14 protein-coding genes are annotated in these 14,968 nt (G+C 63.0%); 6 read left to right on the plus strand and 8 right to left on the minus strand.

The window, feature by feature from the left end; translation table 11 throughout:
* Positions 1 to 5 precede the first annotated feature (5 nt).
* Positions 6 to 944, minus strand: a complete 939-nt coding sequence (locus AB8841_RS11815) for a DUF817 domain-containing protein (RefSeq protein WP_370436047.1) — start codon at positions 942 to 944, stop codon at positions 6 to 8.
* A gap of 130 nt (positions 945 to 1,074) precedes the next feature.
* Between AB8841_RS11815 and AB8841_RS11820 the strand changes: the two genes are divergently transcribed.
* Together AB8841_RS11820 and AB8841_RS11825 are read left to right on the plus strand one after the other, a co-directional pair.
* Positions 1,075 to 1,989, plus strand: coding sequence for a dihydrodipicolinate synthase family protein (locus tag AB8841_RS11820; RefSeq protein WP_370436048.1), 915 nt, complete (start codon positions 1,075 to 1,077; stop codon positions 1,987 to 1,989).
* Between the two features lie 14 nt (positions 1,990 to 2,003).
* Complete coding sequence (locus AB8841_RS11825; RefSeq protein ID WP_370436049.1) at positions 2,004 to 2,783, plus strand: SDR family oxidoreductase; 780 nt, start codon at positions 2,004 to 2,006, stop codon at positions 2,781 to 2,783.
* Between the two features lie 58 nt (positions 2,784 to 2,841).
* Here AB8841_RS11825 and chrA read toward each other — a convergent pair whose 3' ends face one another.
* The 3 genes from chrA to AB8841_RS11840 all read right to left on the minus strand — a co-directional run bounded on the left by chrA (position 2,842) and on the right by AB8841_RS11840 (position 6,003).
* A complete protein-coding gene (gene chrA / locus AB8841_RS11830; protein ID WP_370436050.1) occupies positions 2,842 to 4,245 on the minus strand; it encodes a chromate efflux transporter in 1,404 nt (467 codons plus the stop codon).
* Position 4,246: 1 nt separating this feature from the next.
* Positions 4,247 to 5,071, minus strand: a complete 825-nt coding sequence (locus AB8841_RS11835; RefSeq protein WP_370436051.1) for a chromate resistance protein ChrB domain-containing protein — start codon at positions 5,069 to 5,071, stop codon at positions 4,247 to 4,249.
* A 152-nt stretch (positions 5,072 to 5,223) separates the two neighbouring features.
* Positions 5,224 to 6,003, minus strand: a complete 780-nt coding sequence (locus AB8841_RS11840) for a TIGR00730 family Rossman fold protein (protein ID WP_370436052.1) — start codon at positions 6,001 to 6,003, stop codon at positions 5,224 to 5,226.
* Positions 6,004 to 6,465: 462 nt separating this feature from the next.
* Here AB8841_RS11840 and AB8841_RS11845 point away from each other — a divergent pair, with 462 nt between their 5' ends.
* Positions 6,466 to 7,644 (plus strand): fumarylacetoacetate hydrolase family protein, encoded by a 1,179-nt coding sequence (locus AB8841_RS11845; protein WP_370439251.1) that lies wholly within the window; start codon positions 6,466 to 6,468, stop codon positions 7,642 to 7,644.
* 65 nt (positions 7,645 to 7,709) lie between these two features.
* Here AB8841_RS11845 and AB8841_RS11850 read toward each other — a convergent pair whose 3' ends face one another.
* Positions 7,710 to 7,955 (minus strand): hypothetical protein, encoded by a 246-nt coding sequence (locus AB8841_RS11850; RefSeq protein ID WP_370436053.1) that lies wholly within the window; start codon positions 7,953 to 7,955, stop codon positions 7,710 to 7,712.
* A 30-nt stretch (positions 7,956 to 7,985) separates the two neighbouring features.
* On the opposite strand from AB8841_RS11850, the gene AB8841_RS11855 reads away from it, so the two are divergent.
* Positions 7,986 to 8,756 carry a hypothetical protein gene (locus tag AB8841_RS11855; protein WP_370436054.1) on the plus strand — a complete coding sequence of 257 codons (771 nt, stop codon included), beginning with the start codon at positions 7,986 to 7,988 and terminating at the stop codon, positions 8,754 to 8,756.
* Positions 8,757 to 8,834: 78 nt separating this feature from the next.
* Here the strand turns inward: AB8841_RS11855 and AB8841_RS11860 are convergent, their stop codons facing one another.
* Complete coding sequence (locus AB8841_RS11860) at positions 8,835 to 9,692, minus strand: lytic transglycosylase domain-containing protein (RefSeq protein WP_370436055.1); 858 nt, start codon at positions 9,690 to 9,692, stop codon at positions 8,835 to 8,837.
* 253 nt (positions 9,693 to 9,945) lie between these two features.
* Here AB8841_RS11860 and AB8841_RS11865 point away from each other — a divergent pair, with 253 nt between their 5' ends.
* Positions 9,946 to 10,245 (plus strand): HlyU family transcriptional regulator, encoded by a 300-nt coding sequence (locus tag AB8841_RS11865; RefSeq protein WP_370436056.1) that lies wholly within the window; start codon positions 9,946 to 9,948, stop codon positions 10,243 to 10,245.
* 155 nt (positions 10,246 to 10,400) lie between these two features.
* Positions 10,401 to 12,137: a catalase gene (locus tag AB8841_RS11870; protein ID WP_370436057.1), complete on the plus strand. Its 1,737-nt coding sequence runs from the start codon at positions 10,401 to 10,403 to the stop codon at positions 12,135 to 12,137.
* Between the two features lie 43 nt (positions 12,138 to 12,180).
* On the opposite strand, the gene AB8841_RS11875 is transcribed toward AB8841_RS11870, so the two are convergent.
* Positions 12,181 to 13,044 (minus strand): YihY/virulence factor BrkB family protein, encoded by an 864-nt coding sequence (locus tag AB8841_RS11875; RefSeq protein ID WP_370436058.1) that lies wholly within the window; start codon positions 13,042 to 13,044, stop codon positions 12,181 to 12,183.
* A gap of 102 nt (positions 13,045 to 13,146) precedes the next feature.
* Positions 13,147 to 14,943: a hypothetical protein gene (locus AB8841_RS11880; RefSeq protein WP_370436059.1), complete on the minus strand. Its 1,797-nt coding sequence runs from the start codon at positions 14,941 to 14,943 to the stop codon at positions 13,147 to 13,149.
* Positions 14,944 to 14,968: the final 25 nt, after the last annotated feature.

Genomic DNA, 14,968 nt, shown 5'->3' on the forward strand with positions numbered 1-14,968 from the left:
GTTCTTCAGGCTCCTGCGGGGCTCGGATCCGCGACGTGATCCTTCCACTCGGTTTCAAAGACATAGCGTTGGGGGCGGTTCAGAGCCGCGATCATCACATATGAGATGATCATCAGCAGGAGCCAGGCCCCCAACTTGCTGAACGGCACCATCGACCACCCCTTTATCTGATGCGGATAGAGCCATGCGCCCGTAACGGTGCCGATGTTCTCCGCGAACCAGATGAAGAGCGAAACGAGCACGAAGCCGAGCAGCAGCGGCATCCGGCGGTGCACGCGCCATACCTTGAAATGAACCGTCGTGCGTCCGAACAGCAGGGCCGTGAAGGCAAACAGCACGAGCCGCAGATCCGCGACGAAGTGGTGCGTGAAAAAGTTGAGATAGATCCCAACCGAGAGAGCGATCGTTGCCCAAACGGGCGGGTGGTGCGTGAAGCGGAAATCGAACAATCGCCACACGCGAGCGAGATAGCTGCCGACGGCCGCGTACATGAAGCCCGCAAAGAGCGGGGCTCCGCCGATCCTCAGAAGGCTTGCCTCCGGATAGGCCCAGGAGCCGACCGAGGTCTTGAAGATCTCCATGGCCGTGCCGACCACATGAAACAGCAGGATGACCCTGGCCTCCTCCAGGGTCTCAAGGCGCATCGCGATCAAAGCCGCCTGGATCAGGATCGCCATCACGAACAGAGCATCGTAGCGGGGGACCGGCAGCGCAGCCGGATCCCAGAGTTTCGTGGCGACCAGGAGGGCGACCATGAGGCCGCCGAACAGGCAGGCCCAGCCTTGCTTGATGCCGAAGCGGAGGAATTCATAGAGCCCAGCGATCCATGGGCCTTTGCTTTCAGCCGATCGTGCAAGGCGCTCCTCCGCCGCGACGAACCGGGCCGTGAAGCACCAGAGGCTGGCAGAGCTCCCGGACGAAGCTTCTTTTTGATGATATATCATTTAGTTTATGTGCCATGAACTCTGCCGCCTGCCAAGTTGTAAGCGGTCAAGCCGCAAGCGGGCTTGCCCTCTGGAGATGCTCCGCAGGGCCGTGTAAGGAAGGGTTCGTTGTCCTTCCAGGGAGGAAGTCTTGCTCACGAGTTCCGCCGCCGGCGTTTACGTCATCTGTCCCACCCCCTTCGAGAGCGATGGACGGCTCGATACGGCCTCCACCGACCGCATGGTCGAGGCCTATCTCGAAGCCGGTGCGACGGGTCTCACGATCCTCGGCATCATGGGGGAAGCGCCAAAGCTCGCCGCCGACGAGTCGCAGGCCTTCGTCCGCCAAGTCATGAAGGCTGTCGCAGGGCGAGTTCCGGTAATCGTCGGCGTCTCGGCCGCAGGCTTCGCCGCCATGTCGGCCCTGTCCGCCAAGGCGATGGACGCAGGCGCCGCTGGCGTCATGATCGCGCCGCCTTCGACGCTCAGGACCGATGACCAGATCGTTTCCTATTATGCCGACGCGGCGGAGGCCATCGGCGCGGACGTGCCTTTCGTGCTTCAGGATTACCCGCTCACCACCAACGTGGTGATGACGCCCAAGGTGATCATGCGCATTATCGAGCAGAACCCCTCCTGCGTCATGCTCAAGCACGAGGATTGGCCGGGTCTCGATAAGATCACGACGCTGCGTCGCGCGAGCGATGCGGGCGAGGTGCGCCGCGTCTCGATTCTCTGCGGAAACGGCGGCCTGTTCCTTCCCTTCGAGATGGAGCGCGGTGCCGACGGCGCCATGACGGGTTACGCTTACCCGGAAATGCTGGTCGGCGTCGTCAACCTGACCAAGCAGGGCAGGCGCAAGGAAGCGCACGACCTGTTCGACCGCCACCTGCCGCTGGTGCGCTACGAGACGCAGCCCGGCGTGGGCCTCGCTGTCCGCAAATATGTGCTGAAGAAACGCGGCATCATCGCTCACAACACGCTGCGCAAACCCGGCCCGAAGCTGAGTCCGGAGACCATTTCCGAAATCGACTGGCTGATGCAGCGCATCGAGCGCTCTGAATAACAAGGGAGTCAAGGATGAAGACAGGATTGGAAGGAAAGCGCGCGCTGGTGCTCGGCGCCAGCAAGGGCCTGGGCTTCGGCATCGCTCAAGGCCTGGCGGAGGAAGGCGCCCGTGTCGCCATCGCGAGCCGCACCATGGATGGCTCGAAGGCGGCTGCCGACAGGATCGGCCACGCCGTCGCGCCCTTCGTCTGCGATACGGGCAAGGTCGATCAGATCGATGCTCTCGCGAAGGACGTGACGGACGCCTTCGGCGGCATCGACATTCTGGTGCTCAACAGCGGCGGTCCGCCCCCCGGCAAGGCGCAGGCCGTCTCGTCGGATCAATGGCGGCAATCGTTCGACGCCATGTTCGTCAACCTCGTGCGCATCACGGATCATCTTTTGCCCGGCATGATCGAGCGTAAGTTCGGCCGCATCATCTCGGTGATTTCGTCCGGCGTCATCCAGCCGATCCCGAACCTTGCGATCTCGAACGCCATTCGTCCGGCGCTCGTCGGCTGGGGCAAGACGCTGTCGAGCGAGGTGGCTTCCTCCGGCGTGACGGTCAATGCGATTGCGCCCGGGCGGATTGCGACGGATCGCCTGAAGCAGCTCGACGCCGCCAATGCCGAGCGCACGGGACGTTCTGTCGAGGACGTCGCCACAGCCGCACGCGCCGGCATCCCGGCGGGCCGTTATGGCACGATCGAGGAGTTCGCAGCGGCAGCGGTCTTCCTTGCCAGCGAGCAGGCCTCCTTCATGACGGGTTCGATCCTGCGGGTGGATGGCGGACAGATCTCGTCCGTGACGTGATGTCATCGAGCGGGAGAGACATGACCATGTCTCTCCCTCACCTCCAAAGGCTGCGTTTTCAGGCGAGGAGGCCGGCTCCATAGAGAGCAATGCCCGCCGCCGATGTTGCCGCGAGGGTGGTCAGCATGCCGATCTTGAAACGGAACATCGCGATGACAGCCGCGACCGAGAGCGTAAGAGCCCATACGTTGACGCTCGAGAGCAGCGGAGCATCGAACCGGACAGGTCCCCAAGCGACCGGGTGTACCTGGGCAAAAATGGTGTGAATGGCAAACCAGATCGCCAGGTTGAGGATTACGCCAACAACAGCCGCGGTGATCGCCGACAATGCGCTGTTCAGTGACTTGTTGCCCCGCATGACTTCTATGAAGGGCGCTCCGAGAAAGATCCATAGGAAACAGGGAGTAAATGTTACCCAGGTGGTCAGAAGCCCTCCCAGCGTCCCGGCCACGAGTGGATGGAGCATCCCCGGATCGCGGAACGCGGCCATGAAGCCCACGAATTGCAGCACCATGATCAGCGGTCCGGGTGTCGTCTCGGCCATGCCGAGCCCGTCCAACATCTCGCCGGGCCTCAGCCAGCCATAGGTCTCGACGGCCTGCTGCGCGACATAGGCCAGAACCGCATAGGCACCCCCGAAGGTGACCATCGCCATCTTCGAGAAGAACACGCCGATCTGGCTGAAAACGTCGCCGGGACCGAAGGCGGCGAGCAGCGCGATGACAGGAACGAGCCACAGGGCCAGCCAGATCGCCGCGTCGCGCAAAGTCTTCCTTACGGTTGGACGGGCATGCGCCGGCACGTCCTCGCCAAGCAGGCTCTCCGCATCGCTCAGCCCCGCTTTTGCAGCTCCGTGCCCTCCGCCGCCCTGGAACTGAGCCATGCCGGTCTGTCCGCCGACGTAGCCGATCAGGCCCGCGGTCAGAATGATGAGCGGAAACGGAATTCCCACGAAGAAGATTGCAACGAACGCCGCCGCCGCGAGCCCGAGCATGATGTTGTTCTTCAGCGCGCGCTTGCCGATTCGCACGACCGCCTCGATGACGATGGCGATGACAGCCGCCTTCAGGCCGAAGAACAGAGCCGAGACAAATCCGACGTTGCCGAACAGGGCATAGATCCAGCTCAAACCCATAATGGTGACGATGCCGGGGAGGATGAACAATCCTCCCGCGAGGAGGCCGCCGCGCGTGCGATGCATGAGCCAACCGATATAGGTCGCGAGCTGCTGGGCCTCGGGACCGGGCAGAAGCATGCAATAGTTCAGGGCGTGGAGAAAACGGTTCTCGGAAACCCAGCGCTTTTCCTCGACGATGATACGGTGCATGACCGCGATCTGACCGGCCGGGCCGCCGAAGCTCAGGAGGGCGACCCGTGCCCAAACCCGGAGAGCTTCGCGCAATGTCACGCCGTGCGTCGGAGCATCAGGATGCGTGGCCGCATTGGTTGAAGTCATATCCATGTCAGACTCCCGACTTCTTCGCCGGCCAGTTGTGGGTTTCATCGACGGCATCCCGGCACCAGCGATAGAAGGCATCGTACAGGAGAAGCCCGGCGTCGAGTTGCGCCAAGTCGTCCGTGAACATGCGGGACAGGCCGAGTGAAGCTGCAAGCAGGCCCGGTGCTTCGGGCGCAAGATCGAGCCGCGCGGTATCGGCGGCCCTGATGATCGTCGCAAGCCGCCGTAAGGGCGCAGTCGCGAGGCCGAACTCCTCGATCATCACATCGAAGGTGCAGAGTGCGCCGCGATGGCTCCAGAGGATTCCGTCGCCTTCGATATCGAACGGCGTTGCCCCGAAACGCTCGGCGACGGCCTGAACTTCGGACGGTGGAACGAACAGAAACACCGCACCGGGATCGACGAAACGGCGGATGAGCCAGGGGCAGGCGATGCGGTCTATTTTTGGCCGCGAGCGGGTGACCCATAGGGTGCGCCCCTGCGGATCGCGGGGGGGCAGCTTTGCCTTTCGCACCATCGGCAATCCTGCCTGTGACCAAGCGAGCATGCCGCCCTCGAGAGCATCTGCCGCAACTCCTGCATGACGGAGCCAAGCCGCTGCGCCGTGGCTGAGCTTGAGCCCTTTCTGGCAGATTGCAACGACGGATCGGCCGGCGAATTCAGGAGCCCATTCCGACACCTTGTCGTAAGGGCGGTATATGGCTCCCGGAATCATGCCCGGATTGGCGGCAAAGTCCTCCTCCGTGCAGACGTCGATGAGGACGGGGCATTTGGGAGTGCCGACGAGACGAGCGAGCTTTTCGACTGAGATGGTGGAGAATGACGACATGGTGCATCCGTAAAAGTGAGAGCGGATGCGATGCTTGGGCATGTCGCCTCGTGGGGAGATCGCAATCCCCATGAACTTTATTGCATACGACGTGTGCCGATTTTGTCAACTCCGTTTGGGCGACGACCGCTCGATTTGTTGTCGGGGGGCAATCACCTAAGGTGCTCTTCGGGAGTAGGAACAACGAGACCCTTGTCGACCAGCGTCGTCCAGATGTCCTCGGCGTTTTCGGCGAAGTTCACGAGCTTGCGGTCGTCTGCGCTGACCATCCCGTGTTCGAGCAGGGCATCGAACTTGACGACCGACTGCCAGTAAGCCTTGTCGAACAGGACGATCGGCAGGGGAGGCGCCTTGCCGGTCTGGCGGAGGGTGAGGATCTCGAAGAGCTCGTCCAGGGTGCCGAACCCGCCCGGGAACACCACGAGCGCATTGGCGCGCATCGCCAGGTGCATCTTGCGCATGGCGAAGTAGTGAAATCGGAAGGTGAGATCGGGGGTCGAATAGGGATTGGGCTCCTGCTCATGCGGTAGGGTGATGTTGAAGCCGATGGAGGGCGCCCCCACGTCGGATGCGCCGCGATTGGCCGCCTCCATGATGCCTGGGCCTCCGCCGGTCGCGATGACGTTGTCGCGGACGCCCCCGTTCACGGTCAAAGCGCCGCCGCGCCGGGAGGCAATCGCCCCGAAGGCGCGGGCTTGCGCATACCAATCCGGATGCCGTCCCGGCCCGTCCTCGCGAACGCGGGCGCTTCCGAACACCACGATGGTGGAGCGCACCCCCCAGGTGCGCAGGTTCTCTTCAGCTTTGGCGTATTCCAGCTGGAAGCGGACGCCCCGCATCGAATCTCCCAGCAGGAAATCCTGATCGAAGGCCGCCAGACGGAAGGACGGGGAGGCGAGATGGGCCGCGTTGGAGGGCCTTCTGATGTCCATCGGCAGGGGCTCCTGTGACTGCGGACCGCAGAAAGCACATCTCCGGGCCGCCGTTAAGAGCCGAATGGCCCAGTCGGGATTTCCTGGGGACTGGATGGCGGAACGCCGACGGGTTCGCCTGGGCTGGGGGCTTCGCTGGGCGTGTCGGGAGGGACTCCCAGAGGTTCCCCAGGACTCGGGATACCGGCAGGCCCGGGGTCCGGGTGAACGGGCTGGGGTGCCGGATTCGGTACGTCCGGTTGCGGCGGCGTCGGGTTGGGCGTGTCTGACATGACGGGGTTTCCTCTGGTGACAAGGTTCCGGTTCGGAACGGAAGACAAACGGCCTTTGTTCCGAACCGCGCCTTGCCCGGGCATTCGCCTATTTGTCCGTAGGCTCCGCCGCCCGGCCCGCTATACTTGCCGCCAAGGAAGGGCGAAGCGGCCCTTTGCCGATCAGAGGGAGCGCCTGCCTGTGAAAAGCTTGTCTTCTATGGACGCCGCGGACATCCTGCCGGTTGACGGCTATCGAGGGGCGCTCGCGGGCCGGGTCTGGCGGCCGGGTGTCGGCCCCTGTGTCGTGGCGATCCGGCAGGAGGCGGTGGTCGACATCTCGGCGACCTGCGCCACCATGAGCGACCTCGCCGCCGTGGCGGATCCGGCGCGGACGCTCAAGAGCGCCCCGGGCGAGCGGATCGCCTCCCTCGACGAGCTCATGGCCAATACGCCCTCCGACCACCGCGACGGATCAAAGCCCTGGCTGCTGGCGCCGATCGACCTCCAGGTGATCAAGGCCGCCGGCGTCACGTTCGCGGTGTCGATGCTCGAGCGCGTCATCGAGGAGCGGGCCCGGGGCGATGCCGGGGCGGCCGCCGCGATCCGGGCCGAGGTCCTGCGCCTGGTCGGGGACGATCTCAGCCGGCTTAAGCCGGGCTCGCCCGAGGCCATGGCCCTGAAACAGGTGCTGGTCGCGCAGGGCGCCTGGAGCCAGTATCTCGAGGTCGGCATCGGGCCCGATGCGGAGGTGTTCACCAAGGCCCCGACCCTGTCGGCCGTCGGGCCGTTCATGGATGCCGGCCTGCACCCGCACTCGACCTGGAACAATCCCGAGCCGGAAGTGGTGATCGTGGTCACGGCCGAGGGCCGGATCGTCGGGGCGACGTTGGGCAACGATGTGAACCTGCGCGATTTCGAGGGCCGCTCCGCCCTGCTGCTGTCGAAGGCCAAGGACAACAACGCCTCGTGTGCGCTGGGCCCGTTCGTCCGGTTCTTCGACGAAAGCTTCTCGCTCGACGACGTGCGCCGGACCACCGTGACGCTGACGGTGGAAGGCGTGGACGGATTCCGGCTCGAGGGCGCGTCCTCCATTACGAAGATCAGCCGCGATCCGGCCGATCTGGTCGCCCAGACGCTGGGTCCGCACCATCAGTATCCGGACGGGTTCGTGCTGTTTCTCGGCACCATGTTCGCGCCGACGCAGGATCGGGACGAGCCCGGCATGGGGTTCACGCACAAGAGCGGCGATCAGGTCACGATTGCGGCGCCGGAACTCGGCACGCTCGTCAACCGGATCCGGCCGAGTTCGGAATGCGAGCCATGGACCTTCGGCTTGAGCGCCTTCATGCGCAACCTCGCACAGCGCGGTCTGTTGAAGTCGTCATGAAGCCTTTCGAAGATGTGCGCGTCCGAGGGAACGCACGCATCCTCCTCGCCGCCACCTGTCGAGTATTATGAAGTAGCGTTACGGTAGAAATTAACTTCGTTTGCAGTTCCAAAGGCCGCTTCTTCTCTAATTCCATTGAAGTTTGCCTTCTGAACGCCATCATAAGCGATCACGAGAGTTGCCGGACCAGGGCCCGCTTCATCGCTCGCGGAATGTTGTTGCGTGTCAAGACATGCTTGCTGAGCATGCTTGATATGAATTGAAACTTCATTCTGTTGAATGTCGTTGGAGCGCGTTTTAATGCCCGACAATGTATCGTGCTTTGTATCAGAGAGCTAAAAATGGTTGCTTATAGACGTTATCTTATTGCCTCGTCTCTTGCGCGACTGATCCGGAAAGAGAGAGGCGGCAACCGCATCACCGAAGGCCACTTTCCGAACCAGGCCGACCGGAGTTCTTTCGTGATCGTGGACGGCGACAAGGGAAGCCTCGTCCTCGTCCAGACAGGGTCGAATGGTCCGGTCGAGGAGCGCACGGATGTGCCGCGCGCCCACGCCGAGGCGCTGCTCGATGTGACGCCGGGTAAGATCGACTATCTTCTCACGCATCTGTCCGTCGGTACGCGCGACGTTCAGATCGCCCGCTTCGTCACGCCGGGTCCGCTCGACATGATCTCCGTCTCGTTCGAAAGCGAGGAGGAGGCCCGGGATTTCCGCCCGTTGTCCTGGTTCGGCCCGGACATCACGTCTGATGCGGCCTACCAGAACCGCTCGATCGCGCTGAACGGCGCGCCGCAGGTGCCGGAGGTTTCCCTAACCAATGCGGCCCTCAACAGCCTTCTCGACACGATCGAGAACCGCTACAGCGGCTCGCGCTCTTATGCGTCGCAGCCGCAGACGAGGAATGCCGCCGAGGTCGAGCTCGTTCCGAACGCGCCGGCTGCCGAGAGGGGAGCCCCCGCTGCGCAAGGCAGGCCCCAGGCGCAGCAGGCCGCGCCCGCTTCGACCGACGTCGAGGTCGCTGATGAGGAGAACAACGATCTCAACCTCAGCATCGAGGACAATGTCATCCGCGAGCTGGCGCGCTCCCTGCGGCCCCAGCGGCGGTCGTAATTCGAGAAGGCCCGGATCGAAAGTTCCGGGCCTTTTCTTTACGGCATCGGGTGTGAAATCGAACCCACGTTCGATGCTCTAGCTCGGCAGGACGATGCAGCTTCCGCCGAGAGCATGGATCTTCTGACAGAGCTCCTCCGCGGCCTTGCGGGTCTCGGCCGGTGCGCGGACCCGATAGAATGCTCGTGTCCCCCGATAACGCAGCCGCGTTCCGATGATCATGGGTCGTGTATCCTTCAGCACGGACGCATAGGCGATGCTGGCCCGCCGGTATGTCGAGAGGGCCTGATCTTTCGAAAAATTGCCTGCCAGCTGGACGCCCCAGGGGGCGAAGGGCGCCTCGATCACATTGGCATAGCCGCGTCCCGGCAGGCGAAGGGTCGCAACGATCTGCCGGCAGCTCTCCGGCTCGGGGTCGCTCTTGTGCGCTTCCTGCGGGTCGAGGCTCTTCTTCAGGTCCTCCGCCCAGGCTTCCGCGGTGCGCCCCGTGATCGAGGCGACATAGTTTCTTGTCTCGGCCGGCAGGTCCCCGCGTCCTTCGAGCCACGATGACACCCGGGCAGGCCCGCCGTTATAGGCGGCGGCCGCCAGGCCGAGATTGCCGAAGCGCTCGGAAAGCTCGGCAATCAGCTCGGCGGCCTTGGGGATCGCCTGCTCGGGATCGAACGGATCCGACAGGCCGCGATCCTTCGCGGTTCCCGGCATGAACTGCGCCACGCCCTGGGCGCCGGCGGGGCTTACCACGCCCGTGCGGAACGAGCTCTCCTGCCAGATGAGCCTGGTCAGGAAGTCCCGCGGCAGATCCTGCTGCCGTGCCGCGCCCTCGATGAGACGGCACAATGCCTCTTCGACGGTTTCTCCGGAGCCGGATGGAGCCGCCAAAGCCGTCTCGCAGAAAGCGAGAATCCCGCAGAGTGGCAACAGCCAGGCGCGCATGTCACATCCTGTGAGAAGAATTTCGCCGTGAAAAGGGTCTTACAGCCTCAGCCGAGCTGAAGCCTAAAGATAGGCGGTGATCCGCACAGCCAAGAGGATGCTGATCGCACGAAGCGGCGATACGAGAGCATCCACGAATGCCCCATCGGTTCCGAGATCAGGGACATGCGGTTGCAGGCGACAGGCTTGCCCCCTACAACCTCTCCAGAGCTATCCTGGCTCGAACGAATCAGAACTCAGCACCGGTAACGCCATGGCCTCGTTTCTAAAAGATCTCTGGACCCGCCTTTCCGGGGCAGGCGACAGTTCCGACACGCCTGAGGTTGCAGCCGAGGCCGTGGAGTACAAGGGGTTCCGCATCCGGCCCGCACCATATCCTTCGAAGGGACAGTATCAGACCGCGGGGATCATCGAGAAGGATTTCGAGGCCGGCGTGAAGGAGCATCGTTTCGTCCGTGCCGAGACCCATCCGAGCAAGGACGACGCAGTGGCCTTCGCCATCGTCAAAGGCAAGCAGATCATCGATGAGCAGGGGGAGCGCATCTTCGACTGATCGAGGGAGGTCGCTTCAATTCTCCCGCGTCTATTCCCTTTCGTGCCCTCTGCATCAAGTAATCCCTTTCGCTGCATCTGAACCAGGCCGCGAATCCGCGGCGTCAAGTGTTGGAATGGCGCCGACCGTCGGCGGCATCAGGAAGGGAGCACCAGATGGCCAACAGCCCCAAAGACCCCAAATCCGGCAAGTCCTCAGCCTCGAAAGGCTCAGATCAGGTTTTGACGAACCGGCAGGGGCACCCCATCACGAACAACCAGTCGCAGCGTACGGTCGGCTCACGCGGTCCGGCAACGTTGGAAAATTACCAGTTTCTTGAAAAGATCACGCATTTTGATCGCGAGCGCATTCCTGAGCGTGTGGTCCACGCGCGCGGCTTCGTCTGCTACGGAGACTTCGAGGCCACCGGCAAGATCGGTGACGAGCCCGCATCCCAGTACACCAGGGCCAAGCTGTTTCAGCAGGCCGGCAAGAAAACGCCGCTCGCCATCCGCTTTTCCACGGTGATCGGCGGCCGCGACTCCTCGGAGGTGGCGCGCGATCCGCGCGGCTTCGCGGTGAAATTCTACACGGAAGATGGAAACTGGGACCTCGTCGGAAACAACCTGGCTGTCTTCTTCATCCGCGACGCCATCAAGTTCCCGGACGTCATCCATTCCCTCAAGCCCGATCCGGTGACGTTCCGCCAGGAACCGAACCGAATCTTCGACTTCATGAGCCAGACCCCGGAATCCATGCACATGCTGACGCACCTGTTCAGCCCGCGCGGGATTCCGGCGAGCTACCGCCACATGGAGGGCTTCGGCGTCAACACCTACAAGATGGTCAATGCGCAGGGCGACACGGTGCTGGTGAAGTACCATTTCCATCCGCGTTGCGGCTTGGCGAGCCTGACCGCCGAGGAGGCCGCCAAGGTGCAGGGCCAGGATCTCGGCTCCGCGTCGAAGGATCTTTATCAGGCCATCGAACGTGGCGAGTATCCGAAATGGGATGTCTATGTGCAGATCATGGAAGACCATGATCACCCGGAGCTTGACTGGGATCCCCTGGACGACACCAAGATCTGGCCGGAGAAGGATTTTTCGCTCCGCCATGTCGGCGTGATGACGCTCAACCGCAACGTTCAGGATCATTTCAACGAGAACGAGCAGATCGCCATGGGCACGGGCGTGCTCGTGGATGGTCTCGACTTCTCGGACGACAAGATGCTCGTCGGGCGTACCTTCTCCTATTCGGATACGCAGCGCTATCGCGTCGGCACCAACTATCTCCAGCTTCCGGTGAACCATGCCAAGAATGCCAGGGTCGCCACGAACCTGAGCGGTGGCCAGATGTCCTACGGGAGGGATCTCGCGCCGGGACAGAATCCGCATGTAAACTTCGAGCCGTCCATTCACAACGGCCTGAACGAGTCGCCGCGAGAGGAGCCGAACAATCCTCCCGAGATCCGCGGACGCCTGACCCGCAGCGTGATCGAACGGACAAACGACTATCTCCACGCACGCGGGCGCTACTGCACCATGATGGACTGGGAGCGCGACGATCTGGTGCTCAACCTGGGCACGCTGCTCGGCCAGTGCGAGCGGGACGTGCAGGAGCGCATGGTGTGGCACCTGTTCATGGTCCACGACGATTACGGCAGCCGGGTCGGAGACATGCTGGGCATCACGGCCGACGATGTCAGGCAGCTGCCGCCGCTGCCGAAACAGGTCCTTACGGACGATGAAAAGCGCAGGTTGCAGAACCTGGGCAAGAACGGCGACAAGATCGACCCGACCGTCTGGGGTCAGTGGACGAGTTCCGTGAAGAACTACAAAGCCTCCGCCGAGGAGGTCTTGGGCGGCATGCGCAACGTTCCGACCGAGCCTGCGACTCGTCAGGCGGCGGAGTGACCGAGCGGCACAGGGAAGCGAGCCGGTTCACCGGCTCGCTTTTTCATGTGCTGTTCCCTTTGCCGGCGCTCTGGCTCCCATGCCTTTCGGCGTATGCTTTCGTGAATTCCGCGCCGAAGAGCAGGATGAGGGAAGAGTAATAGATCCAGAGCAGGATCGTGATCAGGGAGGCCGCGGCGCCGTAGCTCGATGCGATATTGCTCTTGCCGAGATAGTACCCGATCAGAAATTTGCCGAGCGTGAAGAGAAGGGCCGTCACCAGAGAGCCTGTCCAGACGTCGTTCCAGGTGATGTCCACATTCGGCAGGAGCTTGAAGATCATGGCGAAGAGCAGGACGGCGATGACAAAGGCGACGAGGCTGTTGAGAAAGTGCAGGATCGCCGTCGCTCCTGAGAAGCTCGACTCGATATAGTCGCTGATGGCGGACAATCCGGCATCGATGACCAGGGAGACGAGGAGCAGAAATCCGACGCCCAGGACGAGGGCGAAGCTGATGAGGCGCGTGCGCAGGAAGTTGAGAAGGCCGGACGTACTCGGCGGCTTCGCCTTCCAGATGATGTTCAAGTCGTCCTGCAGTTCGATGACGGCCCCTGACACGAGCAGGAGGAAAGTGACGATGCCGATGGCCGTGCCGAGGATCCCCGATCCCATATTGCTGGCGCTGGCGATCATGGCTTCCAGGGTCGAGGCCTCGTTGGCGCCGATCATTCCACCGAGTTCGGAGACGATGGCGCCCTGTGCGGCTTCGCGGCCGAAGGCCAGGCCGGCGACGGCAATGGCTGCGAGCAGCATGGGGGCGAGGGAGAAGACGGTGAAGAACGCGATTGAGGCCCCGAGGCTCATGGCGCGATCGTTCCACCATCCTACGAACGCGGCCCTGATCAGCCGCCCTGTTTCGGAAAGCATGCCTGCCCGTCTTTTGCCGCCAAGGCCAGCAGTTGTGAGTCAGTCGCCTTGGCTTTTTAACCGGCAGGAACCTTGTCTTGTTCCTCGTGGGAGCCGAGCCGGTCAGGATGCTGGCGCATCGTGCGAAAAAGTGGACCCGGTTTTTCGCTCCAATCCGATGCTCCAGAGAAAAGCCTGTAGCAGGGTGGCATAGCGATTGGCCGCCCGGCGCAGGCGATCTTCTTCGTCGCTGTGTTGCAGCGCGTCCGCCGCCATGGTGTGAGCCCCGAGCTGGAAGGCGAGATAGCAGGGAAGCATGAACGAGAGCAGCGCAGGGGACACCGGAAGGGTGCTCTCTCTCTGAACGATGTCGCGAAGATGCCGCGTGTCGGGCTCCGACAGGCCGAACTCGACAGCAGCCGCGGCAATGTCCCAGGTGATGTCCTGGCAGCCGACGAGATCGTGCGCTGCGCAATGATCGAGCGCATCGGCTTTGATCGCACGATCTCCGCACAGGAGCCACTCCCAGGGCATCATCCGGTTATCGGTTGAGACCCGGTTCATGGCGTCAGACAGGGTCTCGATGTCGGGCAGAGCGCGGTCCAGAGCCCGTGCGCTCGGCTCTCCCAGGGCCTGCTCCGCATTATGGAGCGCCATGGTGCGAAGCTCGGCGAGAGAGGCGCCGTCGTGCGTCCGGACGGGACAAGTCCGGGCCCGAAAACCGAGATACGTCCCGATCCGGGTCACAAGCCGGGACGGGTCCATGGAGTGCTGGTCGAGCGATGGTGCATCGCCGTGCCAGCGCTCGATGAGGAAGCCATGGCAATAGCCGGCGATCTCCGGCGTGAAGCCTGCTTGGTGAAGCTGTAGGGCCCTTGCATGTTTTTTCACGCCGCTTTCGCCGAGGCCGGCAAATTTGACCAGCCAGGTTGAGCCTTTTGTGCGAGCCAGGAATTTTCTTCGCTCCTGCTGAATATTCGCCGCCGGCCAGGATGTGCGATCCGAATATCGCAGCGTCCGCCACGCTCCGCCTGAAACATCCTCCAGCTCCCCCGTCAGGGGACCCACCACGGTTTCAACCCAGCTCCTCAGCCGATCCGCCGAACCGCATAGAAGCTCGTCCATGCTGACGAAATGCCGCGATGCTCCATTCCAGCGTTCGCGATGATGAAGGCTGGCCTTCAGACCAAGCGCACCGGTATGGCTCGGAAAGAAATGGATGCGATCGCGAGATATGCCGATCGATTCCAGCCAGTCCGCAACCGCCCCGAAGGAGCTGCCCGACAGGCCGGGCCCTTCGTCGACGACGGCGACGGCCGTGCCCTTCTCCTGCGTCAGCGTGTCGGCGAATGATGGATCGACAGTGATCTCCCGCTGAAACGGATGCCCGACGGGGCGCACGGTGAAAGGAGGGCGCGCCCCGAGCGCTTCCGCAACGAGAGCCGCCAAGCCGGCGCCGATGCTGCGAATGCCGATAACCCGCGTTTCGGGTCCGAGGCCGGAGCGGGTGGCGGCCTCCACATAGCTTTCCGGATACAAGGCATAGAATGCGTAGCCTTCGGCCTGCTTGGTCCTGATCGTCAGGGTGGGATCGAAGCTCAGCAGCCTGCCTCGAAACGCGTCCGGCAGCGCGGCCTGCGAGAAGCCGCTCTGCCAGGATCGCACGACGGTTTGCGCCAGGAGCGACAGGCATTCCATGCCATTGACATGGGCCGGGGAAGGAGTGTCGAACCCATGCGCCTGGAAGTCCGCATCGATGATGGCCCGGATCAGCTCGCTCGCGCCGATGAAGGCGGCGATCAGGGCCGCGTGCCGTTCGCTCCCGGGCGGCAATGCGTTCACTCGGTCGAGAAGGATTCCGATGGCCTTTTGCCTGTCGCGAACCGTCCCGATGCATTCCACATCGCCATATACCAACATAGGATCCGCCCGAGCGCCGCGTGGG

The sequence above is a fragment of the Microvirga sp. TS319 genome (genome assembly GCF_041276405.1).
Taxonomy (GTDB): Bacteria; Pseudomonadota; Alphaproteobacteria; order Rhizobiales; family Beijerinckiaceae; genus Microvirga.

Bases quoted from the DNA above. Each gene is read 5' to 3' on its own strand.
- AB8841_RS11825 (WP_370436049.1), top strand. From the start codon at position 2,004: ATGAAGACAGGATTGGAAGGAAAGCGCGCGCTGGTGCTCGGCGCCAGC.
- chrA (WP_370436050.1), bottom strand. From the start codon at position 4,245: ATGGATATGACTTCAACCAATGCGGCCACGCATCCTGATGCTCCGACG.
- AB8841_RS11865 (WP_370436056.1), top strand. From the start codon at position 9,946: ATGGCCTCGTTTCTAAAAGATCTCTGGACCCGCCTTTCCGGGGCAGGC.
- AB8841_RS11815 (WP_370436047.1), bottom strand. From the start codon at position 944: ATGATATATCATCAAAAAGAAGCTTCGTCCGGGAGCTCTGCCAGCCTC.
- AB8841_RS11880 (WP_370436059.1), bottom strand. From the start codon at position 14,943: ATGTTGGTATATGGCGATGTGGAATGCATCGGGACGGTTCGCGACAGG.
- AB8841_RS11860 (WP_370436055.1), bottom strand. From the start codon at position 9,692: ATGCGCGCCTGGCTGTTGCCACTCTGCGGGATTCTCGCTTTCTGCGAG.
- AB8841_RS11840 (WP_370436052.1), bottom strand. From the start codon at position 6,003: ATGGACATCAGAAGGCCCTCCAACGCGGCCCATCTCGCCTCCCCGTCC.
- AB8841_RS11870 (WP_370436057.1), top strand. From the start codon at position 10,401: ATGGCCAACAGCCCCAAAGACCCCAAATCCGGCAAGTCCTCAGCCTCG.
- AB8841_RS11875 (WP_370436058.1), bottom strand. From the start codon at position 13,044: ATGCTTTCCGAAACAGGGCGGCTGATCAGGGCCGCGTTCGTAGGATGG.
- AB8841_RS11835 (WP_370436051.1), bottom strand. From the start codon at position 5,071: ATGTCGTCATTCTCCACCATCTCAGTCGAAAAGCTCGCTCGTCTCGTC.
- AB8841_RS11855 (WP_370436054.1), top strand. From the start codon at position 7,986: ATGGTTGCTTATAGACGTTATCTTATTGCCTCGTCTCTTGCGCGACTG.